Origin of the sequence: Streptomyces sp. NPDC050617 (assembly GCF_040654795.1) — a bacterium.
In the GTDB taxonomy this organism is placed as follows: Bacteria; Actinomycetota; Actinomycetes; order Streptomycetales; family Streptomycetaceae; genus Streptomyces.
This window is the reverse complement of the sequence record NZ_JBFAIS010000010.1, coordinates 152,827-177,022: the sequence shown is the minus strand read 5'-3', so window position 1 is coordinate 177,022 and position 24,196 is coordinate 152,827. Positions and strand designations below refer to the sequence as shown.

Sequence of the window (24,196 nt, the reverse complement as noted above, 5' to 3'; positions counted from 1 at the left end):
CGGCGTGGTCCGACTGCCGGTCTCATCTCGGACCCTGCGGGCCCAAAGCGCCGGCAGCGGCAGGGAAGGGGGCGGGCCGGGCCCAGTTCACTGCCTGCCGCCGTGCCGGGGGCTGAGGTTAGAGAGGCTCGCTGCGCTTAGCGGCTGGCCGCTGCCGCGAAGTGGCTGTGGCGAGATGGTGGGGTGCGGGGGTGTCGTGGTTGCGGTGCCGTGATCCAAGAGCGGCGGGGACGGAGGCTGGGGCCCGTTGGCTGTCCGTCGCCCGGCCCGAGGCCGGGGCGCAAGAAACTGCGCTGCGCTCCGCAGGGGTACTCGCGGGTAGGGTGGAGTTACCGCCCGACAAAAGCGCTTTACCGGACACGGAAGTGGGCGGTAACCCCACCCCGTTGCCCCATCAACTTCACAGGCCGGGCATATCGGTCACGCTGGCCGCCAGATGGGGGTTTCCCCACCCCAAGCCCCCGCCCAGCGGGCGGAAACTACCCCCGGGCCCCAAGCCCCGCCCCACGCGCAGCGCGCCGCACCCCGCCGCCCCTGCTTGTGATCACAGGCCCGCGTCACCCCGCCCCCGCACCCGAAGCCCCCACCACAACCACCTCGCGGCAGCGGCCAGCGCTATGCGCAGCGAGCCTCCCTAACCTCAGCCTCGAACCCGCCCGCAGGCAGCGAACCGACCCCGGCCCGCCCCCTCCCCTGCCGCTGCTGGCGCTCTGGACCCGCAGGGTCCGAGACGAAACCCGCGCCCGCTCACGCCGAATGCCGCCCCACGCGGCAGCCATCCGTGACCCAACCCCACACCGGCCACCAGGTAGCCAACCAACCCCCGCCCCACCGCCACTGATCCCTTGAATCACAGGCCCGAGTCACCCCCACACCCGCGCTCGTCGGCCCCAGAACAACCACTTCGCGGCAGCGGCCAGCGCTATGCGCAGCGAGCCTCTCTAGCCCCGGCCACAAATCCACCCGCAGGCAGTGAACCGGCCCCGGCCTCCCCCCTCCCCTGCCGCTGCTGGCGTTCTGGACCCGCAGGGTCCGAGACGATGCCCGCACCCGACCGGGCGCAATGCCGCCCCACGCGGCAGCCATCCGTGACACCAACCCACATCGGCCGCCAGGTAGCCACCCGACCTCCGCCCCACCGCCGCTGGTCCCTTGGATCACAGGCCCGCGCCACTCCCGCCCCCGCGCTTGACGACCCACCGCAACCACCTCGCGGCAGCGGCCAGCGCTATGCGCAGCGAGCCTCTCTCACCTCAGTCCCGAACCCACCCGCAGGCAGCGAACCGACCCCGGCCCGCCCCCTCCCCTGCCGCTGCTGGCGCTCTGGACCCGCAGGGTCCGAGACGATGCCCGCACCCGACCGGGCGCAATGCCGCCCCACGCGGCAGCCACGCAGGTGCCCCAACTCCACACCGGCCGTCAGGTAGCCACCCAACCCCCGCCCCACCTCCGCTGATCCCCTAGATCACAGGCCCGCGCCACCCCCGCGCCCCCACCCAACGACCCCACCGCAACCACCTCGCGGCAGCAGCCAGCCGCAAAGCGCAGCGAGCCTCCCTGACCCCAACCACAAACCCACCCACACCCGGCGAACCGACCCCAGGCCACCCCCTCCCCTCCCTCCCCCTGGCGGTGCTCCGAGGCCAACCGTGGAAGCAACGATGGGCGGGGCGGGGTCATCGGGGCGGGGTCGTCAGGGCGTGGCGTGGGTGGCAAGGGCGCTGGTGATGAGTTCGGTCAGTAGACGGGGGTAGTCGAGGCCGGCGGCGGCGAACATCTTGGGGACCTGGGAGTGCGTGGTCAGGCCGGGCGTGGTGTTCACTTCGTTGAGGACGAAGCCGCTGGACGTGAGGAAGAAGTCGAAGCGTGCGGTGCCGGCGCAGCCCAGGGTGTCGAAGAGGCGCGTGGCGTGACGGGTGAGCGTGTCGTGTTCGGCGCGGCTGAGGGGCGCCGGGATACGGAACGCGGCCGTTCCGTCGTACTTGAGGGTGGTGTCGAACAAGCGGCCCTCGGTGGCGATTTCCAGGGGCGGGCTGACGAGGAGGGTCTGGTCGGCGCGCCGCAGGACGGCGATGTCGATTTCGCGTCCGTCGATGTGTTCCTCGACCAGGACGCGGCTGTCCAGGGCGAGTGCGGCGGCGAGGGCGGCCGAGTAGTCGCCGGGGGTGTCGACGCGGGTGACGCCGTGGCTGGAGCCGGCGGCGGCGGGCTTGACGACCACGGGCAGGGGCAGCGGCGCGGTGGCCTCTGCCGGGGTGGCCAGGGTGGCCGCGGTGGCCAGGGCGGAGCGTGCCACGGGTATGCCCAGGTTCTGCGCGATGAGTTTGGTGGTCGCCTTGTCCATGGCCAGGGCGCCGGCGCGGACGCCGGATCCGACGTAGGGCAGGTCGGCCAGGTCGCACAGGGCGGCGAGGGTGCCGTCTTCGCCTCGGGGGCCGTGGACGGCGGGGAAGACGAGGTCGCAGGTGGCCAGCAGGGCGAGTGCGTCGGTGAGGCCGCCGGGAAGGCGCTGGTCGTCGGGGCCGCGCCAGGCGCCGTCGGGGCCGATAGTCAGGGCCAGGGCGGTGTAGGGGGCGGGCAGGGCGTCGCGGATGGCGGCGGCGGTCGCCAGGGAGACGTCGTGCTCGCAGTTCTGGCCGCCGCCGATGACGGCGACGGTGAGCGGACGTGCGGCGGTGGCAGCGGTGGTGACTGTGGTGGCGGTGGTGCTCATGCGGGGATCTCCAGTTGGTGCACGGGGCGGGCTTGGGCGGGCAGGTGGCGGCGCTCGATGCGGGCGGCTCGGCCGAGAGCGGTGCAGATCTCGTGCGGCAGGGTGTGGGCCCAGGCGGCCCAGTCGCCGAGGGTGGGTTCGCCGCGCAGGCCGGGTCCGAGCAGGGTGACGCTCTCGCCGGGTTCGATGCCCGCGTCACCGACGTCGATGACGATCTGGTCCATCGAGAACTCGCCCACCACCGGCCGTAGTCGGCCCTGTACCAGGACCTGGGCGCGGCCCTGGGCCGCGCGGGGCAGCCCGTCGCCGTAACCCAGGGGCAGCAGGGCCAGGCGGGTGGGCCGGTCGGTGATGTGGCCATGGTGGTAGCCGACCGGGGTGCGGGCGGGCACGTCGCGGACGGTGGTGACGGGCGCGGTCAGCGTCGTCGCGGGCCGCAGCGGCACACCGGTGCCGCCTGGGCCGATGCCGTACAGGCCGGCCCCGATCCGCACCAGGTTCTGGTGGGTGTCGGGGGAGGTCATCAGGGCCGCGGTGGCGGCGAGATGCCGGTAGGCGGGACGCAGGCCGGCTCGACGGGCCTGGGCGACGGCTCGGCGGAAGCGGGTGAGGCCATCGCCGGTGTGCGGGTCGGCGGGGTCGTCGGCGCAGCCGAGGTGGCCCATGACGCCGGCGGTCTTGATGAGGCCCACCCGCTCCAGCCGTGCGGCGTGCCGGCACAGTACGCCCCACAGTTCGGCCGGTGCGCCGTCGCGCGCCATCCCGACGTCCGCGTGCAGGTGGACGCGGGCACGACGGCCCGTGGCACGCGCGGCGGCGGCGACCGCGTCGAGGTGCTGCACGGTGGGCGCCGCCACGTCGACGCGTGCCCGCAGGGCCGGGCCGAAGTCGGTGAAAGGGCCGGTGAGCCAGCACAGAAGCGGGGCGTCAATGCCACGTTCGCGCACGGCAAGCGCCTCCTGGAGGGTGGCGGTGCCGAGGAAGGCGGCCCCGTGGTCCAGCGCGGTACGGGCCACTTCCGTAACGCCGTGCCCAAAGGCGTCGGCCTTCACCACGGCCAGCAGTCCCGCGGTGGTCAGTGCGCTGAGCTGACGGGTATTGGCCGCGATCGCGTCGAGGTCCACCTGCAGCAATGGGCAGAGGGATGGATCGTTCACAGTGTTCAGCCTGGACGGCCCAGGCGGCGGCCGGACCTCGCGCGTGTATCACTCGGCGCGCAAGGCGATGACCGCATTGCGCCGCGGCTGATACACGCGCGCGATCAGCCTGCCGCACACGCCCCCGAGGGTGGAGGACGATCGCACATCCACCGACCGGCCCCGCCCCGACGAGGAGGCCCTGGCCCCGCGCCGTACCGCACCGTCCTGCGAGGCCCTGGCCCCGCGCGGCACCGCACCACCCCGCGATGCCCTGGCCACGCGCACCGCACCGTCCCGCGAGGAGAACTCCCGTGTCCCCGTCCCCCCACCCCGGTTTCGTAGCTCTATCCGCTTTCGACCCCGCCATCGGCCAGGACCTGCGCTACGCGAGCGGCAACAACTTCGTGGGCACGCCGCTGGACGGCTACGAGCACGGCAGCTGCCTGCTCACCCTGCCGGCCGCGCAGGCACTGAGCCAGGCCGGCGCGCTGCTCAAGCGCAACGGGTACGGACTGACCGTGCTGGACGCCTACCGGCCGCAGCGCGCCGTGGACCATATGCGCCGCTGGGCCGCCGACCTGAAGGACCAGGCGACGAAGGCCGCGTACTACCCGCGAGTGGCCAAGCAGGAACTGTTCGGGCCCGACTACATCCACTGCCGCTCCGGGCACAGCCGCGGCAGCACCATCGACGTCACCCTCACCGGCCCCGACGGCGCGCCGATGGACCTGGGCACCCCGTTCGACTTCTTCGACCCGCTGTCCCACACCGACAGCCGCGGGATCGCTCCCGCCGCCCGCGCCGCCCGACAGGTGCTGCACCATGCGATGACCTGGGCCGGCTTCCGTAACCTGCCCACCGAATGGTGGCACTTCACCCTCGCCGATGAGCCCTACCCGCACACCTACTTCGACTTCCCCACCCACCACCCCGCCTGCTCGGCCGCCGCCTGAACGGACCGCCCGGCCACCGGAACGCGACTGAACTTCGGCGACCTGCGCATCGGCGACCTGCACATCGACGCCTGCGCAAGAAGATCGACCGTGGCGGCATCGAAACCGCCCGCGGCTTCGACTACGGGTGCGGCTTCGACTACGGGTGCGGCTCTCGCTGAGCGAGCTGAGCGAGATCGGTCAGGCCGTCAAGCTGTAGCCGGTTCGGCCGGGGGCGGGGCACCGGCGCTCACCCGCGAGCAGGACCGGGGGCCGGCCCTGGGGACGGCGTAAGCGATCCAGGAGGACGGAAGGTTTTTCACAAGCGCGCAGGCGTTCAACACGTTCACGCGTTGAACGCCTGGGGGACGTGTGTGGGCGTTGGCTCGCGCCGACTATAGGTACATGAAAGCAAGTAGCCGCTCATTGAATGGCGAGCCGGATTTCGAAACGCCGAAGATTCGGTCCCGCTGAGGCTGCACGGCAAGCGCTCTGACACCGCGATGGGTACAGAGCAACGGCAAATACCCGGCAGTTTTGTGCTGTGCCTGGGCGAACTGTGACGAGGTGGCGCCATGGCGCCTGACATAGCAAACATTCCTGCTCTGTTCGACTCGCCGCGGGACGCGCCCGTCTTCGACATCGGCCACCAGGCCCATGTCCACAAGCTGCCGGCCGGCCGCCAGAGCGGTTTCGACTTCCTGCACCAGGCCGGTGGCCTGCCGTTCCCACCGACGACGACACCCCCACCGTCAGAGGACGTATGAGCCATGACCCGCCCCGCTCCCGTGGCCACGCCCGAGCCCCCGCTGGACCCCGACCGCTTCATAGCCGAGGTCGAGAACGTCCTGGCGCTCTTCCTCGCCCGTAAATTGGCACGGAAAACGGACCAGCTGCCCGACCTGTCGGCCCCCTTGACGGATTTCGTGCGCGCGGGCGGCAAACGCATTCCGGCCCCTGCTCGCCATTACCGGCTGGCACGCCGCCGGCGCCACCGGCCCCCTGCGCGCCGTGCACCATCTGGCCGCTTCCCCGGAGTTGTTCCACGCGTTCGCGCTGATCCACGACGATGTAATGGACCGCTCCGCCACCGGGCGAGGCCGGCCCACCGTCCACCGCTCCCAAGCAGCGCACTACGACCGGCACACTGCTGTCCCCAGTACGCGCCGCGCCGCCCTGGCGGCGGAACGGTTGGGCGAGAGGGCCGCGATCCTGATCGGGGACCTCGCCCTCGTCTGGTCGGACGAACTCCTCCACCTCGCCTGCGCCGACCAGAGCCTCATGGACACCCTCACCGCCTACGCCCTCCCCCTTGGAGAAGCCTTCCAGCTCCGCGACGACCTCCTCGGCGTGTTCGGCGACCCGGCCGCCATCGGAAAGTCGACCCTGGACGACCTGCGCGAGGGCAAGAACACCGTCCTCATCGCCCTCACTGTCCAGGACGCCGCTCCCTCCCACCGTCACCAACTCCAGCGCCTGCTGGGCAAACCCGACCTGACCGAAGGAGAGGCCGAGCAGATCCGCGACATCAGCACCGTCTCCGGCGGCCGAGCGGGTGCCCCGGCCTCCCCCAGGACTGGTGCCCCAAAGCGGATCGGGCGGTCCAGGCAGCAGAAGCCGTACGCCGTCGGTGAGGCCGCGCGGCAGGTAACCCGTGCCGAGCCGAGCGAGCAATCAGGACATGCCGCCCCTCGGCTGCTGCCACGAAACACCGCTCAACACCCCGTGACTCCACCGGCCCAGGTACAGGGAGACGAGTTGCCGATGCCGCGGCGCCTTCCGCAGCAGGCGCCCCGCCTCGGCATGCCGCTCACCTCGCGCAGCAACACGCTCTCGACGCCGGACCGATCAGATAAGGAGCAACAGCATGACCACACACCCTGACCCGCTGCCCGGCCTCGATCCCGGCCTGGAGCCCGGCTCGCTCGCCCGGCTGCGCGATGGCTCCGGCACCTGCCGCTTCCGTCTCCCCCACATGCCCAAGCTGGTCGCTCTCCGGCAGCACCGGGACACCGAAGCGGTGGAAACCGCGTCCAACGAGTGGATACGAACCCGCCTCGGGCCCGCCTTCGACGACATCGAGCAGCGCCTGGCCGAGCGAAACGGTCTGTGGGCGGGAATGACCCACCCCAACGCCGACACCGCCTGGGTACAGACCCTCGCCGACGTTCTCCAGTACATGTTCATCCTGGACGACATCGCCGCCTACGACGTTCACAACCCTGATCACCCCACCGGCACGGTCGAGTTGAGCGGCCTGTTCGAGGAGATACACGCGGTCATGCGGGGAGAGCCGCAGCACCCGTCCTCCCTCATGGGCGAGGTGTTCGCCGAACTCTTCGTCCGGGCCACGAACCCAATGTCCGGCCGACAGCGTGAGCGCCTCAGGGGCCACATCACCACCATGCTCGAAGGGTTCGCCGAAGAGATCGCCATCGTCGCCCAAGGGCGCACACTCGGCTTCGACGACTACCTGGACCTGCACATGATCAGCGTGGGCATGGACTGGGTCTACCTGCTGATCGAGACGGGGCTCGGCCTCGATCTGAGCCGGGACATGGACGCCCCGGGCGAATCACTGTCGGGTCTGCACGAACTCGTGACCCGAGTCCTGATCTACCAGAACGACATCATGGGCTTCCGCCGTGACGTCCTCTCAGGCGACCCGATGAACGGCGTCACCGCTCTCATGCACGAACACGGTCTGGCTCTCCAGGAAGCCGTCGACACCCTCTACCGCATGTTCTGCCAGAGCGAAGAAGAGTTCGTCGCCCTCGGCGCGCGGATCATCACCGACCACCCCAGCCGCGCCGACTTGAAGGCCTATGTCGAGGAACTGCGATACCTCCTGGCGGGAGACATCCACTGGCACCACCTCGCACGCCGCTACCACGGATCCGACCACCAGTGGAACGGCCTCACCTCCGGAACGCTCCACCTCACCCCGGACCGCACCCTCTACCTCCCCGACACACCGGACACGAACCTCCGCACGCCGTAGCCCGGTCGCCTCTCGCGGCACAGGCCGCGCGAAACCCGAAGGTGGTTACCCATGTTCTTATGGACCGTCAGCGTGTTGATGGCCTGCGGCTGGTACTCATCGCTCATCGTCACAGGCATCAGGTCCAAACTCGCCCCGCTCCCCCTGTTCAGCATTCTCGTCTGTCTGAGCTGGGAGATCGGCGCCAGCAGTAAAATCCTCAGGACCTGGGGAATCCAAGAGTATTTGGAACCCGTATGGCTCGTCGCGGAACTGGTCATGGTCTGGCTGTTCGTCCGATACGGCCCGAAGGACTACCCCGGTGTACGCCGCACCGCCATCTACCTGGGAACAGGCATCGCCCTGGTGGCCGTCACCCCCGGCGTCACGTTCCTTCTCAAAGTGATGGACGACCCCATGGGCTTGTATCTGGGCTTCCCCGTCATGACGCTCACCCCCATTCAACAGATCTTCACTCTCCACCGCCGCCGCTCCAGCGCCGGCCAGACCGTCTTCGGCGCGGCCTGCCTGCTCATGGCAGGGCTGACGGCGGGAGCCCAAATGCTGATCGACCCGCCCTTCACCTCCAACCAAGCAGTCTTCGTATACACGGCCGTCGTCATGAACTTCAGCCTCGCTCTCCACCTCGGACTCCTCGTCTGGACGCGCCGACGAGAGGCCCTCCATAACAGCGTCACCGCCGTGCCGTTTCTCACCCGCATATGCGCGGGCGTGCCGATGGCGATGGGCGGGCGTGAGCGGAGTGAGGGGCGACCCGACGTCGGTTTGCTGCCTGCGACCCGGTTCAAGACCGGGGTCGCGAGAGGCTCCGCTGCGCTCCGCAGGCCCCGAGGGGCTACTCGTAGGTAGGTCGGGGTTTCCATCCGCCAAAAGCGCCTTATCGGACGCAGAATCGGACGGTAAGCCCGCCCTGTTACCCAATCAACTTCACAGGCCAGGCAGATCAGGCACGCTGACCATCGGAAGAGAGTTTCCGCACCCCAAGGCCCCGCCCGACGAGCGGAAACCACCCCCGAACGCCAACCGCCCCCAAGGCGCAGCACAGCGCGCCGCATCCCACTGCCCATCGCACTGGATCACAGGCCCGAGACGACACCCGCACCCGACCACCCCAAATACCGCCCCACGCGGCAGCTCCCCAGCGAGCCCTCCCCCAGCCAGCTCCCCTCCAGCCAGACCCGATCCCACCCCGCAACAGCTTGCGTAGCGGATTGCGTAGTTCTACGGATGTGCCCGACCTCCGGTTTTGTGAGGCTCGTTCCGGCACACGCGGCGCTGCGCAGCCGCACGAGTCGGCGGCTGCCCCCGCACCCCCCACCCCGATCTAGGAACGCACATGGGCCTGCTGGACTCGTTCAAGAACATGTTCTCTTTCAAGTACAACACCCTGGACGGGGCACCGGCACTCACCCGCGAGCAGGACCGCGGGCTGGCCCTGGGAGCGGCGTACGCGATCGAGGGGCACCTGCCGGTCAACGCGCTCACCATGGAGGCCGACGCCAGAACCGCCGCCAAGCTGGCCAAGGGCGCGTGGGACACGGTCGACACCGAGACGGCCCGCGAGACGTACCGCTATCTCCTCGGCGGCGGCCACCAGAGCTCGTACGGGCTGATCCTCCCGTACCTCGACCGCTACCTCGACGTCGCGCCGGGCCGCCGCCGCGCGGAACTCAAGGCGGCGAACGACCGCGCCGCGGGCGAACTGCCCGCGCTCGCCGAGCGCCACGGCCTCGACCCCTCCTCGGTGCAGCGCTCCTACACCAACTGCACCTTGTACTACGGCTACATCTGGGCGTACGGGCAGCCGTCCGGCCCGCTGCCGCGGTCCATCCTCGCCTGGGACACCGCGCGCGTGGTGCACGTCAGCCGGATCTTCGTGGACGCGGGCTTCGTCGAGCCCGCCGAGGCGTGGTCGATGATCGCCCAGGCCGTGGACCTGGTCCGGCCCTCGTACGCGTCCTGGGCGGAGTTCAACGAGGGGTTCCTCACCGGCCGCGCCTTCTGGCAGCTGCGGGGGAAGCGGTACGACCAGGAGCGGATCAACGACGACGGCGAGAAGTTCTCGCGGGCCGCCGACGAGCTGCTCAACCGCGACGACAGCCCGTGGAACCGCCTGCCCTGGTAACCCCCGTGGCCCTCCGCACCCCCCTTCGTACCCGTCCTGCCCTGCCCCCGCCTCCTGCCCCCGCCCCGAAAGCATCGAGCGCATGTCCCACACGTTCCAGGTCGACCTGCGTGGACTGGTCGACCTTCTCTCGCACCACCTCTACTCCAGCCCCAAGGTCTACCTGCGCGAACTGCTCCAGAACGGCGTGGACGCCATCACCGCGCGCCGCGCCGTGGACCCGGCCGCCCCCGCCGCCGTCCGCCTCCTGCCGGGGGACGGAGGCGACGCCGGCACCCTGCGCGTAGAGGACAGCGGCATCGGCCTCACCGAGGCCGAGATGCACAACCTCCTGGCGACCATCGGCCGCAGCTCCAAGCGGGACGGCCTGGAGAGCGCCCGCGCCGAGTTCCTCGGCCAGTTCGGCATCGGGCTGCTCGCCTGCTTCGTCGTCGCCGAGGAGATCCGCGTCGTCAGCCGCTCCGCCCGCGACCGCGGCGCGCCGCCCGTCGAGTGGCGCGCCCGCGACGACGGCTCGTACACCGTGCGGACGCTGCCGCCGGAGGCCCGTACCGAGCCCGGCACGACCGTCCGCCTCGTCGCGCGCCCCGGCGCGGAGGACTGGCTGAGCGCCGCTCGCGTCGCCGAACTCGCGCACTACTTCGGCGCGTTGCTGCCCTACGACGTACGCGTCGGGGACCGGCCGGTCTCCGAGCGCCCCGCCGTGTGGGAACGCGCGCACCCCGGTCCCGCCGCCCGCCGGACCGCGCTCGCCGAACACTGCCGCGAGACCTTCGGCTTCACCCCGCTCGACGCCATCGAACTGGACGTTCCGCTGGCCGGGCTGCGCGGCGTGGCGTACGTACTGCCCTCGGCCGTCAGCCCCGCGCAGCGCGGCGCCCACCGCGTGCACCTCAAGGGCATGCTGCTGACCGACCGCGCGGACGCGCTCCTGCCGGACTGGGCGTTCTTCGTGCGCTGCGTGCTGGACTCCGACAGCCTGCGCCCCACCGCCTCCCGCGAGAACCTCTACGAGGACGACACCCTGAGCGCGGTGCGCGAGGTCCTCGGCGAACGCGTACGGGCCTGGCTCGCGGAGCTGGCGGCGGGCGAGCCGCAGCGCCTCGCGCAGTTCCTGTCCGTACACCACCTGGGCGTGAAGTCGCTGGCGCGGCACGACGCGGAGATGCTCCGGCTGATGCTGCCGTGGCTGCCCTTCGAGACCACCGAGGGGCGGGTGTCCCTGGAGGAGTTCGCCCGCCGCCACCCGGTGGTCCACTTCACCCGGAGCACGCAGGAGTACCACCAGGTCGCCGCCATCGCCGCCGCTCAGGGCATCGGCGTCGTCAACGGCGGCTATACGTACGACACCGAGCTCGTCGAGCTGCTGCCCACCGCCCGCCCCGGCACGGCGGTGGCCGAGCTCGACCCGGACACCGTCACCGCGCATCTGGACTCCGTCGCTCCGGACGCGGAGCTGGCGCTGGCCCCCTTCCTGGCCGCCGCGCGGGCCGCCCTCGACCCGCTCGGCTGCGATGTGGTGCTCCGCGCCTTCCAGCCCGTCACCGTTCCCGCCCTGCATCTGGACGACCGCGAGGCCCGCCACGAGCAGTCCAGGGCCGAGGAGGCGGAGGCCGCCGACGGGCTGTGGGCCGGCATCCTCGGCTCGCTGCGCGGCGGCCGGCCGCGCGCCCGGCTGGTCCTCAACCACCTCAGCCCGCTGGTGCACCGCATGGCCGCGGCCCCCGACCCCGAGCTCGTCGCCACGGCCGTCGAAGCGCTCTACGGGCAGGCGCTGCTCTCCTCCACGCGCCCGCTGCGCCCCGCGGAATCGGCCCTGCTGAACCGCGCCTTCCTCGGGCTGCTCGACCGGGCGGTACGTCCCACCGGCCCCGCCACGCCTGCCTCGTACGACTCCTTCGACTCTTCCGACGCCTCCGACTCCTCCGACTCACCCACCGCGCCCCCCGACCAGACGCCGCCCCCGCCCCGTACCTCCGGAGAGACCCGATGACCGCCGCCCGCTCGCGCGAAGACATCCGCTTCGACATCTTCGAACTCGACGACGAGCCCTTCGGCGCCGCGCGCAACGCCCGGGCCGCGGAGCTCACCGCCGAGGCGGAGGCCACCGGACACCGGCCGCTGCTCGTCGAGGCCCTGGTCCAGCTGACCATCGCGTACAGCACGAGCGCCGAGTGCGACAAGATGTTCGTACCGTTCGCGCGGCTGCTGCGCATGTGGGACGAGAACCCCGCGGACTTCGACGAGGACGACACCCACCAGCTGTTCTGGATGTTCAAGTGGGTCACCGGCGACGCCCTCGCCCAGCCGCAGATCCCGCTCGACTCGATCGAGCAGTGGCTCCCGGAGATGCGCCGCCGCTACCGGATCGCCGGCCACTCCGAACGGCCCGTACACTCCCGGGACCTGGACATCGCCCGGCACCTGGGCGACCGCGAGCGCGGCGACCGCGCCCTGGCCGCCATGCTGGCCGCGGACCGCGACAACATGTCCGACTGCCACGCCTGTGAGCTGCGCACCCAGGGTCTGTGGGAGATGGAGAACGGGGACGACGCGGCGGGCGTCGAGGCATGGCGGCCGGTGACCGACGGCGAAGAGGACTGCCTGACGGAACCCCACCGGACCCTCGCCTACTCCCTGCTGCCGCTGGTGCGCCTCGGCCGCCTGGACGACGCCCGCTCCCACCATCTGCGGGGCTACCGCCTGGCGCGCTCGGAGGACGGCCTCAGCAGCGCCGTAGCCTCCCATGTGGAGTTCTGCGCGCTGACCGGCAACGAGCCGCGCGGCCTGGAGATCCTGGCGGAGCAGACGCCGCGCTGGGAGCTGCGCGGCGACGTCGAGCCGCACATGCACTGGCTGGCCTGCGCCGCCCTCCTGATGCGCCGCCTGGTCGAACTCGGCCACGGCGACCGGCCCGTACCGGGCCCGCCCGGCAGCCAGTGGACGGCCGCGACGCTGCTGAGCCACACGAGGGAGGGGGCCCTCGCGCACGCGGCACGGTTCGACGCCCGTAACGGCAGTACGCGCGTATCCGACCTGATCAAGGCCCGGATGGCGGCGGAACCGCTGGTGGACGGGCTGGTGCTGGGGGTGCGAACGGCTGCTTTGGGAACGGGGGCCGGGGCGGGAGTCAGTACGGGAGTTGGTACGGGAGTCGGAGCCGGTACGGGAGTTGGCACGGGAGCCGGAGCCGGTACGGGAGTTGGCACGGGAGCCGGAGCCGGTACGGGAGTTGGTACGGGAGTCAGTACAGCTTCGGGCGCGGGGACTCGTGAAGGCGCGGCGGCGTTCGACGGCGGTGCGCGGGAGCCCGCGGAAGAACCGCCCGCGGCACTGGTCGAGAAGGCCCGGCGGCTCACCGAGTCGGCGCACCCGGCCGCCGGAGCCGCCTGGCAGCGGGCCGCGGCGGCCGTGGCGCGCGCCGGCGACGTGCTGAGCACCGCCGACCGCGCCGACCTGCTCGACACCACGGGCCTGGAAATCGGCAGGTCGGCGGGCAGGTCCGAGGCCGAAGAGACGTCCGCGGAGGCCCTGTTCGCGGAGGCGGCGGGCCTCCACGATGAGGCCGGACGCCCCGGAAGGGCCGTCGTCGCACGGGCCCGCGCCCTCCTCAGCTCCCCGGACCTCACGGTGGACAACGACACCCTCGCCCTCCTCGGCGAGCTGGGCGCACAGGTGGACGCCCTGCACGCCGCGGGCCGGGCGACGGCCGCCGAGACGCTGGCGGTGCACATGTTCCGCTGCCGGATACGGGCCGCGCTGGTCGGCTCCGCGGCCGATCCGGCGGCCGAGGCAGCGGACGTGAGCACCGGGCTGGAGCGCCTGATCGCCTTCGCCGAACAGCACCTGGACGACCCCGCCGTCCTCTCCCGCGTCGCCAACGCCACGGAGCTGCTCGGCCGGCTCACCGCGCCGCGCGATCTGCCGGCCGCCGTCGAGCTCCTCGGCACGGCGGTCGCCCGCCATCACGCATCGGGCCGCCCCTGGTTCGCGACCACGGCCGAGATCCAGCTCGCCCAGGCGCACCTGGCCCAGGGGGACCACGGAAAGGCCGCGGCTCTCGTACGTACGGTGCTGGACGACCCGGAACGGGTGGCGCTCCTCGAACCGGGCGACCGGGCGCGCCTCTGCATGGCGCTGTTCGAAGCCGTGGCGGGCGGGAGACGAGAGGGAGAGGGGCCGTCGGACGGCACGGAGCCCGTAACCGACGCCGAGTGTGCGACGCTCCTGCTGGACGCCGCCCACTTCGCCGACCGCGCCGACGAGACCGCGACCCTCGGGGCCCTCGCCCGGCTGCGCCTCGGCGGCCACTACTGCACGAGCGGCCGCCACCACGAGGCCGCGTCGATCCTGGAGTCCGTACTCCCCGACCTCGCCGAGGGCCACGACGAGAGCGACCGGGTCCAGGCGCACGTCTGGCTCGCGCACTCCTACGGGCACACGGGCGGCGAACCGGGCCGCGCCGCCGAGCAGTTCATCCTCGCCGCCGACATCGCCAAGGGCTGGGACGACCAGCACCACCACGCGATCCTGAGCCACCAGGCCGCGGAAGCCCTCGGCCAGGCCGGCATGGCGGCGGAGGCGGCGCAGGCGTTCGAGCGTGCCGAGCAGCTGTGGCGCGGGCTCGGCGACAGCGGCGCCGCGATCCGCTCGCTGCGCGCCCGCGCGTGGGAGACGCTGAGGTCCAAGGGGCAGGAGGACGCCGATGCGGTCATGCGGGAGGCCCTGCGCGAGAACGAGGAGGGGGCACGGGCCGCGGAGGCCGCCCCGGACCCCTCGGCCTCGGGCGTGGACGAACTGCGCCACGAACTCGGGCGTACGCACGAGCAGATGGCCCGGGTGTGCCTGGAGCGCACCGACGGCGCGCCGGACAAGGAGTACGACTCGCCCGAGCAGTACGCCGTCAACGTCGCCGCGTTCGAGGAGGCGCTCGGCCATATGGGGCGGGCGGTCGAGGTGTTCCGCCGCTGCGGGGAGAAGGCTCTGGCCGATTGCGCGAGGGGGGAACTCCTCATGGGCCGCCTGGAGTTCGCTCTTGGTCGTTTCGAGGAGGCCGCCGACCGGGCCCGCCGAGCCCGTGCGACCGTACGGGGCGTGCCCGACCCGGACGGCTCGCTGATGTCCTTCGCCGAGGAGTGCAACGCGCTGATCCTGAACACCCAGCGGAACCGGCCGGGCCGGTGACCGCGCGGGGGGCACGGTGAAACGAGTGATCGACGGCCGCTTCGAGCTGGTGGACCGGCTCGGCGGCGGCGGCATGGGGACGGTCTGGCGCGCCCGCGACCTGGCGCTGCACCGCGATGTGGCCCTGAAGGAGGTGCGCCCGCCGGACCCCGCGTACGCGGACCACGATCCGGAGGGCGCCCGTACGCTACGGGCCCGCGTACTGCGCGAGGCGCGGGCGCTGGCGCGGATCGACCACCCCAATGTGGTGACCATCCACCACATCGTGGACGCGGGCGAGGACACGTACCCGTGGCTCGTCATGGAACTGGTCACCGGCGGCTCGCTCCAGGACCGCCTCGACCGGGGCCCGATGACGCCCGCCGACGCGGCGCGGCTCGGCCGCGACGTGCTGGCCGCGCTGCGCGCCGCCCACGCGGGCGGCATCGAGCACCGCGACGTGAAGCCCGCCAACGTCCTGCTGCGCCCGGACGGCCGCCCGGTGCTCACGGACTTCGGCATCGCCGCGCTCCGCGAGTCCACCAGCCTCACCGCGACCGGCTCCGTCATCGGCTCGCCCGACTACATGGCCCCCGAACGCGTACGGGGCCGCCCCTGCGGCCCCGCCGGCGACCTGTGGTCGCTGGCCCTGATGCTGTACGTGGCCGTGGAGGACCACCACCCGCTGCGCAGGGAGAGCACCCTCGCGACCCTGGCCGCCGTGCTGGACGCCGAGGTGCCGCCGCCCCGCAGGGCCGGAGCGCTCACGGACGCGCTGGTGTCCGTACTGGTACGCGACCCGGAGGCGCGGCCGGACGCGGAGGCGCTGGACGCCATGCTGGCGGCAGCGAGCGGTGCGGAGGACACCGCCAGCGGGCAGACGACGTCGTACCACCTGACGCCGCCCACTCCTTCACCGCCGAACGCTCCTTCACCGTCCGATACCCCTCGTCCGCCGTCGAACGCCCTCCCGCCGGGCGACGCGCGGCGTCAGGTGCGCCGGGCCCGTACGAATATGGCGGCCGTGGCCGTAGCGGGCGCGACCCTGACCGGCATTCTGCTGTGGGGAGTTCTGCACTGGTCGAATGGCGAATCGAATGGCGAATCGACCGAAACAGCCGGAACAGCCACAGCAGCCGGAAAGGCCGGGACGCCGGGGGCGAACGCCGCGGCCCCCCAGGCCGACCAGCCCTCGATGCCGAAGAATCAGACAGATGAACCGGCCGAGGGGCCCGACCTGCTGACGCCGGACGGTATCCGCACGGCGATCCGGAAGCTGAAGCCGGTGATGGGCGGGACGAAGGTCACCCGGTTGATCGTGTACCCGGAGCATGTGAGCGCCGAGGCGCTGGTCAAGGGCAGCGAGAAGCGGTACGACCGGTTCGGCTACCGGGGCGGGGACGTGGCCGTACGCGAGGGCGCGGGCGGCACGATCACGAACGGCGACGTACCGGCGGACCTGTCGTCCTTCGACTGGAAGGCCTTGCCGGAGCTGCTGCGCAGGGCGCAGCGGGAGCTCGGGGTCGACCGGCCCACCAGCCGGTACCTCGTCGTGACCCCGGCGTCGACGGTCTTCGGCAACAGCCCCAGCATGAGCGTGTACCTGTCGGACGCGTACGGCTCGGGGTATCTCAAGGCGGACAGAGACGGCAAGGTGATCGCGACGTACCCGAGGGAGAAGTGACGAGCGAGAGGAGAAGCCCCCCTCGAATCCCTTCAGGCTGTTGCTGAAGGGCGGTCACCGGCGAGGCGCGCCACGAGTGCGGCCAGGGCGGCGCGCGAGGGTACGCCCGTCTTGCGGTACACGCGGGCGACGTGGCTCTCGACCGTACGCGTACTGAGGCAGAGCCGGTCGGCGACGGCCTGGTTGGTGAGCCCTTCGGCGACGAGCTCGGAGATCTCGCGCTCACGAGGGGTGAGCGAGCTGAACACATCGCCGGCCCCGCCGATCCCGCCGCCCCCGACCGCCATGGCACCCCCAGACCCCAGCACCCCCGGACGTATGCGATCGGCCAGGCCGACAAGAAGACGGGCGGCGCCCTCGTCGGCGAGCCGACGCCCGCGGCGCCACATGGCGGCGGCGCCGGGCCCGTCCCCGGCGGCCTTCAGATGGGGGGCGCCGAGGAGGAGGCTGTGGGCTTCGCGCAGCGTGGCTCCGGAACGGGCGCTCTCCCGCGCGGCCTCGCTGAACGCGCGGGCGGCCGCGGCCGGTTCGCCGCGGGCGGCGTCGAGCAGTCCGAGGCAGCGCAGGGCGGCGCCGCGCTGGGTGGGCAGCTCAAGCTGCCCGGCCTCTTCGACGGCGCGCCGGGCCCAGTACTCGGCATCCGCGAGATCCCTGGTGGCGAGGGCGGCGGTGACGAGCAGTTCCAGGAAGTTGGGCCGTACGGAGGGCTGGAGCCGCGGGAGGTCCCGGCCGCCGCCGGCGCGCAGGAGTACGTCCCGTACGCGATGGGGGTCGCCGGCGCCGAGCACGGCGTAGGCGGACATGCACCGGGCGAGCGTCGCCCACCAGCCGTCCACGGCGCCGATGGTGGCCACGCCTTCCTCGGCGGCGGCGAGTACGTCCGGGTCGCCGGGCGGCCGGGCGTGCATGAGGATCATGGATCTGATGGCGCGGGTGAAGCCGAGGAGTTCGCGGCCGCCGAGGGTACGGGCGACGGCCTCGGACTCGTCGGCCAGCTCCAGGGCCGTGGTGACCCGGCCCGTCATGACGTGGGCGTACGCGGCGCACAGCAGATGCTGCGAGAGCGCGAAGGGCCGGCCGGTCCGCCGGGCGACGTCGGCGCCGCGCCGGGTGTGCCGCTCGGCGTCGGCGTACTCGTCGAGGAACACCTCGCTCCAGGCCAGCCTGACCAGCGACTCGCACTGGCCGACGAGATCGCCGTCGGTCAGCACGTCGATGAGCGCGGTCGCCGCCGCGACGTGCCGGCGGGCGACCGCGGTGTTCCCTTCGTACGCCTCGCCGATGGCGGAAAGGGTCAGGACCTCCGCGGCGCCAAGCTCGTCACTCCGTTCCCGGGCGCGGAGAAGGGCATGGGCAAGCTCCGCCCGCGCCTCGGGAAAGCGGGTGGAGAACAGGGCGTGGTTGCCCCACTCGACGACGAGCGCGACGCTCCGCTCACCGGGCGGCGCCAAGGCGCACCGCTCCATTTCACCGTGCAGCAGGGCGCCGGCCTCCGGGTAACGCCCAAGGTGACGCTCTATAAAGGCGCACTCGACGAGGGCGGCGGCCCGCAGCGGGTCCTGACCGTCGGACCCCCGCGACCCGATCAGTCGATGCAGCAGATCCCGGCTCTCCTTCACGGCGCCGGTGGTGCCGAGCGCGCGGGCGCGGGCGAGCATGAGCTCGCGGCGGGTGTCGAGGTGCTCGGGCGCGTAGGGCAGGACACCCAGTACGACGTCAAGCCACCGCGCGGCAAGGGCGGGCGCACCCACGGCCGACCGCTCGGCGGCCTCGATCAACACGGCGGCGCCCGCGGCGTCCCACCGGGTGAGCGACCGCTCCACGTGGTGGGCCTGGTCGACGACCGAGGCCCCGGCGAGGGCCAGCTCGGCGGCGGCCCGCCGGTGCAGCCGCCGTCGCCGCCAGGGATCGACGCTGTCGCACACCAGCCCGCGCATCAGCGGATGCCGCAACTCCAGCCGATGCCCGCCGGGATCGGTGCGTACGAGATCACGCCTTACGACCTCGCGCAGCGCTTCCACGAGCGCTGTGTCGTCGACTTCGGTGACGGCTCCGAGCAGATCGGTGGTGGCGTGCTCGCCGAGCACGGCGACGGCTTCGACGAGGCGACGCTCAAGGGCGGAGAGGGGCGAGAGCTCATCGAGCAGCAGCGCCTGAGCGACACCGGCCCCCGACCGCTCCGGAAGAAGCCCCAGAAAATAAAAGGGGTTACCGCGACTGAGCTCGAAATTCTCCCGGACCAGCTCAGCCGAGACCCCTGGGGCCACCGCGTCGACGCAGTCGTCGATCCCCAGCGGCCCCAGGGGGATCCGCGTGACGACACCGGTGTCGACACCGCGGGCGAGGGCGGAGGAGAGCGCGGGAGGGGACTGCCGGGGGCGGCGGGAGATGACGAGGAGGAGGGGGGCGGGGAGGGGGTGCCGTACGAGGTGGTCGAGGAGTTCGAGGGAGGCGGGGTCGGCCCGGTGCAGATCGTCGAGGAGCAGCACGAGCCCGCCACGGGAAACGGTCCGCAGCAGAGCGCGAAAAGAGCGAACCCCGACCACATCAACAGTCTCAAGGTCGGCAAAAGCATCGAGGAACACCTGAAAGGCCGGGGAGGGAAGCCCCCGCTCCCCTTCAACGGCGCGCCCCCGCAGCACGGCCATCCCCCGGGCCCGAGCCAACGCCCCGAACTCGGCGAGCAGCCGACTCTTACCAATCCCGGCGTCACCAGCAACATCAACAACAGCAGCACCCCCCGAGAGCCCCTCCAAAACCCCCAAAAGCCGCCCCACCTCCACCCCCCGCCCCACAAACCTCACCAAAACCTCCCAACCCCACCCCCACCCCACCCCAACTCCCCCGTTCTACCCCACCCCACCGACACCCCCACAACAACCAATCAGCCCCAATTGGCCTGCGACTGGGCAGCGGTCCGACTCATCCCGTCCGCTTTCCCGCTGAACGGCCAAGGCCGTCAGTCTCTTGGCCGGCCTCGCCCCGACACTCGCCGAGGCGGCCTGGGAGGGTTTCGATGAAGGCGTTCCCGATCCGCAGCGACGAACAGACCAGTGCGGCGCATGCGTACGAGCCTCTTGCGGGGCAGCGCCCAAACGACGTCGCCATCCACTGCCAGGCCGTTAACTTCGCCAACCAGGTCCGCCATCCAGGTCCGCCGTCCAGGTCCGCCGTCCAGGTCCGCCGTCCAGCGAAAGGTGCCGTTGGCGAGCGAAGAGGCGACCAGACACCCTTTGGCGCTGCGGACCATCTGGCCCTACCACCCTTTTCGGGTATGCCGGAGCAGATGATCGCGACTGGTCAGCCCAACAATCTGCTGATCACTCATCGTGGTGGTCTGCTCTTCGACGCAGAACCTTGAGCCGACGCCTGGAGTTCCCGGTCTCGACACACACCCCGCCGAAAAGGGAGCCGCTCATGGCCACGCGCTTCACATCCCGAACCATCGCGACTCTTGCTGCGACGGCGACACTCGCCGTCTTACCTCCATCAGCGGCACACGCCACCGCCATCGGCTCCACTCCTGTCGCCACGTTCAACTACCAAGTCGGCGGCGTCACCATGAAGATCCCGACAGGTTGCGCGTTCACCCACATCATCCGCGGCGGCGGCAAGAGGATCACCTACCAGAACGCCGGCGTCGACTGCGGCTTCGTCGGCGCTCTGAACAGCGGCTTCTGCAACTGGCGCATCGACTTCACCTATGCGGACACCAACAACAGGACGTACCGCACCTCCAGGGGCAGGACCCACACCGAGTGCAAGATCGACCCGATGCGGAACAACGCCCCGCAGAAACTCCCCCGCTACGGCAAGGCATGCGCCCGCCTCGTCATCAACGGCGTGCGGCGCGTCAGCCAGTGCCACCACATCACCAAGTGAGCCGCACATGACCCCCGAGCCCCCATCCCAGGACCAAGCAGCGAAGCCTCGCCGCGCCGGCATCATCGCCTTCGCCATTGGCGCCGCCGCCTCACTCACGTTCTTCGCCTTCTTCCCCGGCCTCCCCCACGTCATCGACTGGGGCGCCGTCCTCGCCTCCCTGGTCATCGGCGCCCTCGCCCGCCGGGCCTGGCTGGCCCGAACCCGAAGGAAGCGCACCAACGGGGGGTAGATCGTCAAGACCGAGAGGGCAGCACGCAAAGCCGCGAAGGAGGAGAAGCCCAATTAGGCCAAGCAGCAGAAGCCCAAGAAGTAGGTTCCGAGCGGTCCACTCACGCAGGGAAAGTCCCGTCACCCCGGCCGCGTGACCCGTCACGCCCGAACAGCAGAAAACCCCAGGTCACGGCGAGTGAGTCCTGGGGTAATCCGAGCCGCCTTCGGGATTCGAACCCGAGACCTACGCATTACGAGTGCGTTGCTCTGGCCAACTGAGCTAAGGCGGCGCGCCGCGTTGCCGTGAGGGCGTTTGCGGCGTCGCCAAGTCTACACAGGTCCGAGGGGTGCTTTGTACGTGGGCCGGGGCGGGGGTCAGGTGCAGGTCTTGTGGGTGGTGGGGGGTGTGGCTTTGAGGAGGTAGGTGTTGATGGCGGTGTCGATGCAGGCGCTGCCGCGGCCGTAGGCGGTGTGGCCGTCGCCGTTGTAGGTGAGGAGGCGGCCGGAGGTGAGCTGGGCGGCCAGGCCGCGGGCCCAGCGGTAGGGGGTGGCAGGGTCGCGGGTGGTGCCGACCACGACGATGGGGGCCGCGCCCCTGGCTTCGACGCGGTGCGGGCGGCCGGTGGCCTGGCGGGGCCAGTAGGCGCAGTTCAGGGCGGACCAGGCCAGGCCCCGGCCGAAGACCGGAGACGCCTTCTCGAAGGCGGGGACCGCCTCGCGGACGTCGTCGGGCCCGCGGAAGGCGGTGGGGAGGTCCAGGCAGTTGACGGCGGGGTTGGCGAACATGAGGTTGGCGTAGCCGCCCTTGCTGTTCCGTTCGTAGTAGTGGTCCGAAAGGGCCAGCAGGGCGCTGCCGTCGCCCTTGCCCGCGGATTTCAGGGCCGCTCGGAGCTGGGGCCAGCCGCTCTGGTCGTACATCACGGAGATCACACCGGTCGTCGCCAGGCTCTCGGTGAGACGGCGGGGGCCGGACGTACGGAGCGGGTGCTTGTCGATGCGGTTGAAGAGCGCCTTCAGGCGGCGGCCCGCGTCCGCCGGGTTCTTCGTGCCGAGGGGGCAGCCCTTGCGCTTGACGCAGTCCTTGGCGAACGAGGTGAACGCGGTCTCGAAGCCCCCCGTCTGCTCGCGGTTCATGCGCTCCGCGTCCAGCGACGGGTCCATCGCCCCGTCGAGGACCACGCGGCCGACGCGGCTCGGGTACAGGCCGGCGTAGGTGGCGCCGAGGAGGGTGCCGTACGAGGCGCCGACGTAGTTGAGCTTCCCGTCGCCGAGCGCGGCCCGTAGCACGTCCATGTCGCGGGCGGCCTCGATGGTGGAGACGTGGCCCAGGATGCGGCCGGAGCGGGTCTCGCAGCCGCGGCCGAACTTCTTGTACGCCGCCACCAGGCGCGCCGTTTCCGTCCCGTCGTCCGGGGTCTGGTCGGTGGCCGTGAACTCGTCCATCTGCCGGCCGGACAGGCAGGTGACGGGCTCGCTGGCCCCCACCCCGCGCGGGTCCACGGCGACCATGTCGTACCGGGCCCGGACGGACGCCGGGTAGCCGATCCCCGCGTACTGCTGGAGGTAGCCGATGGCCGAGCCGCCGGGGCCGCCCGGATTGACCAGCAGCGAGCCGAGCGGCTTCGCCCGGCCTGTCGCCTTTTTACGGGCCACGGCGAGCTTCACATCGCCGCCGGCCTTCGGCCGGGCGTAGTCGAGCGGGACCTTCATCGTGGCGCACTCGAACCCGCGCGCCCGGCACGCGTGCCAGGTCAGCTCCTGCCCGTAGTACGGCTTCAGGGCGGTCGGCGGGCTCGCCGACAGCGGTCGGAGCGGCGTTGGTTCCTCGCGCGCGAAGCCGACGCCCTTGCTGTCCAGGGACGCGGAACCGTCCGCCGCGCAGCCGGAGATCAGGAGGAGGACGGCGGCCGCCGCGGCGGTACCGGAGGTGCGGAGCAGGCGGCTGCTGGTCATCGGCTGATCCCTTGCCCTTGCCGTAGTCGATTCGAACGCTCTTGGTGATCGTTCGCATTCGGAGCGTATCCGGCGAAGTGCGGCGAGCCTCCGTTCCGCGGGCCATTACGGCTCGTACGAGTGAGGTCCGGTGAGACGCAGAGCGGGGAGGGAAGGGGAGGCGTTCAGCCGGCTCTCAGGGACATCGTCATGGACTCCACCGCCAGGAGCGGCGCCACGTTACGGTCCAGGGCCCGGCGGCACGCGATCACCGACTCGATGCGGCGCAGCGTCTGCTCCGGCTTCGTCCCCGACGCTATGCGCTCGACCGCGGCCCGTACGTCCGTATTGGCCAGGGCCACCCGCGAACCGAGCTGCAGCGCCAGCACGTCGCGGTAGAAGCTCATCAGGTCGATCAGCGCGAGGTCGAGGCTGTCGCGCTGGGTACGGGTGGACCGGCGCTTCTGGCGGTCCTGGAGCTCCTTCATGGCGCCCGCCGTGCCGCGCGGGAGGCGGCCGCCGGTGCCCGCGGCCGCGCCGAGGGCCGCGCGCAGCTCCTCCGTCTCCTTCGCGTCGACGTCCTCGGCCACCTGCTTGGCGTCCTCACCCGCCGCGTCCAGCAGCTCCTGCGCGGCCTTGAGGCAGCCGCCGACGTCGTCCACGCGCATCGGCAGCTTGAGCACGGCCGCGCGGCGGGCGCGGGCCCGCTCGTCCGTGGCCAGGCGGCGGGCGCGGCCGATGTGGCCCTGGGTGGCGCGGGCCGACTGGGCGGCCAGTTCGGGCTCGATGCCGTCGCGCCGCACCAGGACGTCGGCCACGGCGTCGACCGGCGGCGTACGGAGCGTGAGAAGGCGGCAGCGGGAGCGGATGGTGGGCAGCACGTCCTCCAGGGAGGGCGCGCACAGCAGCCATACGGTGCGGGGCGCGGGTTCCTCGATGGCCTTCAGGAGCACATTGCCGGCGCCCTCGGTCAGCCGGTCCGCGTCCTCCAGGACGATCACCTGCCAACGGCCGCCGGCGGGCGACAACTGGGCGCGGCGCACCAGGTCGCGGGTCTCCTTGACGCCGATGGACAGGAGGTCCGTACGGACGATCTCGACATCGGCGTGGGTGCCCACGGTCGAGGTGTGGCAGCCGTCGCAGAAGCCGCAGCCCGGCGCTCCGCCCAGCGCCCGGTCGGGGCTGACGCACTGGAGGGCGGCGGCGAAGGCGCGGGCTGCGGTGGAGCGCCCGGAGCCCGGCGGGCCGGTGAAGAGCCAGGCGTGGGTCATTTTGGACGCGGTGATCTCTTCCGCGGAGCCCTCCGCCGCGGCGGTGACGAACCGGTCCGCGTCGCCGGCGGCGTCGACGAGCTGCGCCGTCACTTGGTCCTGGCCGACCAGGTCGTCCCACACCGCCATGCTGCCCTCCGC

The 24,196-nt window shown here is 71.7% G+C and carries 17 protein-coding genes and 1 tRNA gene; 12 read left to right on the top strand and 6 right to left on the bottom strand.

Annotation, left to right across the window (positions count from 1 at the left end; all coding sequences use genetic code 11):
- Positions 1 to 1,693 precede the first annotated feature (1,693 nt).
- Positions 1,694 to 2,713 (bottom strand): D-alanine--D-alanine ligase, encoded by a 1,020-nt coding sequence (locus tag AB0I49_RS16245; protein WP_363227598.1) that lies wholly within the window; start codon positions 2,711 to 2,713, stop codon positions 1,694 to 1,696.
- Positions 2,710 to 3,870 carry an alanine racemase gene (alr, locus tag AB0I49_RS16240; RefSeq protein WP_363227597.1) on the bottom strand — a complete coding sequence of 387 codons (1,161 nt, stop codon included), beginning with the start codon at positions 3,868 to 3,870 and terminating at the stop codon, positions 2,710 to 2,712. The genes AB0I49_RS16245 and alr overlap by 4 nt, the downstream gene beginning before the upstream one ends.
- A 293-nt stretch (positions 3,871 to 4,163) precedes the next feature.
- On the opposite strand from alr, the gene AB0I49_RS16235 reads away from it, so the two are divergent.
- The 9 genes from AB0I49_RS16235 to AB0I49_RS16195 all read left to right on the top strand — a co-directional run bounded on the left by AB0I49_RS16235 (position 4,164) and on the right by AB0I49_RS16195 (position 16,757).
- Complete coding sequence (locus AB0I49_RS16235; RefSeq protein ID WP_363227596.1) at positions 4,164 to 4,805, top strand: M15 family metallopeptidase; 642 nt, start codon at positions 4,164 to 4,166, stop codon at positions 4,803 to 4,805.
- A gap of 554 nt (positions 4,806 to 5,359) precedes the next feature.
- The gene (locus tag AB0I49_RS16230) at positions 5,360 to 5,551 is read left to right on the top strand and encodes a 1-deoxy-D-xylulose-5-phosphate synthase N-terminal domain-containing protein (RefSeq protein WP_363227595.1); all 192 of its coding nucleotides are present in this window, start codon (positions 5,360 to 5,362) and stop codon (positions 5,549 to 5,551) included.
- Between the two features lie 154 nt (positions 5,552 to 5,705).
- Positions 5,706 to 6,668 carry a polyprenyl synthetase family protein gene (locus tag AB0I49_RS16225; RefSeq protein ID WP_363227677.1) on the top strand — a complete coding sequence of 321 codons (963 nt, stop codon included), beginning with the start codon at positions 5,706 to 5,708 and terminating at the stop codon, positions 6,666 to 6,668.
- On the top strand, positions 6,652 to 7,785 hold the full coding sequence (locus AB0I49_RS16220) for a terpene synthase family protein (RefSeq protein ID WP_363227594.1): 1,134 nt from the start codon (positions 6,652 to 6,654) through the stop codon (positions 7,783 to 7,785). The genes AB0I49_RS16225 and AB0I49_RS16220 overlap by 17 nt, the downstream gene beginning before the upstream one ends.
- Positions 7,786 to 7,836: 51 nt before the next feature.
- Positions 7,837 to 8,634 carry a hypothetical protein gene (locus AB0I49_RS16215; RefSeq protein WP_363227593.1) on the top strand — a complete coding sequence of 266 codons (798 nt, stop codon included), beginning with the start codon at positions 7,837 to 7,839 and terminating at the stop codon, positions 8,632 to 8,634.
- Positions 8,635 to 9,121: 487 nt separating this feature from the next.
- Positions 9,122 to 9,910, top strand: a complete 789-nt coding sequence (locus AB0I49_RS16210) for a DUF1266 domain-containing protein (protein ID WP_363227592.1) — start codon at positions 9,122 to 9,124, stop codon at positions 9,908 to 9,910.
- Between the two features lie 82 nt (positions 9,911 to 9,992).
- The gene (locus AB0I49_RS16205; protein ID WP_363227591.1) at positions 9,993 to 11,903 is read left to right on the top strand and encodes an HSP90 family protein; all 1,911 of its coding nucleotides are present in this window, start codon (positions 9,993 to 9,995) and stop codon (positions 11,901 to 11,903) included.
- Positions 11,900 to 15,094, top strand: a complete 3,195-nt coding sequence (locus AB0I49_RS16200; RefSeq protein ID WP_363227590.1) for a tetratricopeptide repeat protein — start codon at positions 11,900 to 11,902, stop codon at positions 15,092 to 15,094. The genes AB0I49_RS16205 and AB0I49_RS16200 overlap by 4 nt, the downstream gene beginning before the upstream one ends.
- A gap of 25 nt (positions 15,095 to 15,119) precedes the next feature.
- Positions 15,120 to 16,757, top strand: coding sequence for a serine/threonine-protein kinase (locus tag AB0I49_RS16195; protein ID WP_363227589.1), 1,638 nt, complete (start codon positions 15,120 to 15,122; stop codon positions 16,755 to 16,757).
- 32 nt (positions 16,758 to 16,789) lie between these two features.
- Here AB0I49_RS16195 and AB0I49_RS16190 read toward each other — a convergent pair whose 3' ends face one another.
- Positions 16,790 to 19,552 (bottom strand): LuxR C-terminal-related transcriptional regulator, encoded by a 2,763-nt coding sequence (locus tag AB0I49_RS16190; RefSeq protein ID WP_363227676.1) that lies wholly within the window; start codon positions 19,550 to 19,552, stop codon positions 16,790 to 16,792.
- Positions 19,553 to 19,773: 221 nt separating this feature from the next.
- Here AB0I49_RS16190 and AB0I49_RS16185 point away from each other — a divergent pair, with 221 nt between their 5' ends.
- The 3 genes from AB0I49_RS16185 to AB0I49_RS16175 are packed head-to-tail and all read left to right on the top strand — an operon-like array spanning position 19,774 to position 20,871.
- A complete protein-coding gene (locus AB0I49_RS16185; protein ID WP_363227587.1) occupies positions 19,774 to 20,118 on the top strand; it encodes a hypothetical protein in 345 nt (114 codons plus the stop codon).
- A gap of 56 nt (positions 20,119 to 20,174) precedes the next feature.
- Positions 20,175 to 20,639, top strand: coding sequence for a hypothetical protein (locus tag AB0I49_RS16180; RefSeq protein WP_363227585.1), 465 nt, complete (start codon positions 20,175 to 20,177; stop codon positions 20,637 to 20,639).
- A gap of 7 nt (positions 20,640 to 20,646) precedes the next feature.
- Positions 20,647 to 20,871, top strand: coding sequence for a hypothetical protein (locus tag AB0I49_RS16175; protein WP_363227584.1), 225 nt, complete (start codon positions 20,647 to 20,649; stop codon positions 20,869 to 20,871).
- A gap of 197 nt (positions 20,872 to 21,068) precedes the next feature.
- On the opposite strand, the gene AB0I49_RS16170 is transcribed toward AB0I49_RS16175, so the two are convergent.
- The 3 genes from AB0I49_RS16170 to AB0I49_RS16160 form a co-directional block, all read right to left on the bottom strand.
- Positions 21,069 to 21,142: transfer RNA gene (locus AB0I49_RS16170), tRNA-Thr, on the bottom strand.
- 85 nt (positions 21,143 to 21,227) lie between these two features.
- Positions 21,228 to 22,805, bottom strand: coding sequence for an alpha/beta hydrolase (locus AB0I49_RS16165; protein ID WP_363227583.1), 1,578 nt, complete (start codon positions 22,803 to 22,805; stop codon positions 21,228 to 21,230).
- Between the two features lie 164 nt (positions 22,806 to 22,969).
- Positions 22,970 to 24,184, bottom strand: a complete 1,215-nt coding sequence (locus AB0I49_RS16160) for a DNA polymerase III subunit delta' (protein WP_363227582.1) — start codon at positions 24,182 to 24,184, stop codon at positions 22,970 to 22,972.
- Positions 24,185 to 24,196: the final 12 nt, after the last annotated feature.